The organism is Treponema endosymbiont of Eucomonympha sp., from assembly GCF_001028545.1.
On the sequence record NZ_BBPW01000471.1, the window covers coordinates 1 to 555 of the forward strand.

Sequence of the window (555 nt, forward strand, 5' to 3'; positions counted from 1 at the left end):
GGCATAGAGGTTTTCGCCTTTCGGCGGAATGTTCGACAGCCTCGCGGGTGGAAACCCTCGGCAAACCTTCACGGTAGCCGTGGTAGGTTCTTGCCTATCTGCCGAGTTCCCTACGGAGAACGCCTGTTTCTTCAAAAAACTTGAACGTTATCCTTCGGGTAATGCGGTGCACCCCGCCGGCATAGAAAAACAAGCAAGGCTTCCGCCCTGCTTGTTTCAGCTCCCCGTCAGCCTCCCGCCGAATGCTCCGGCAAGATTGCCAGCACCAGCGCCCGGAGTGGCGCCTCTTGCCCACCAACTAATCGCTCCACCGGTTGCCTTGCGCCTTATTACCCCAGTAGAGGAGGGAACGGGGAGTTACCGTGAGCCGCTCGACCGTGCCGTCGAGCTGCCCGTATCGTTCGCCGGGAGCCCCGTTGTCGTCCCCAACGGTTTCCCAGCTCCGCACTGTCACGCCCCAGCTCTGCAGAAGCTTCGCGTCTTTCTCGCCGGGGTAAGCGGGGTTTTGACCGCTCCGAAGCTCCCATATCTGGCGGACTTGCCAAAGTCTTTTCC

At 60.2% G+C, this 555-nt stretch carries 1 protein-coding gene; it reads right to left on the reverse strand.

The window, feature by feature from the left end:
- Positions 1-298: 298 nt before the first annotated feature.
- On the reverse strand, positions 299-555 hold a 257-nt coding region (locus AWU74_RS12045; RefSeq protein ID WP_187150943.1), incomplete at its 5' end, for a hypothetical protein.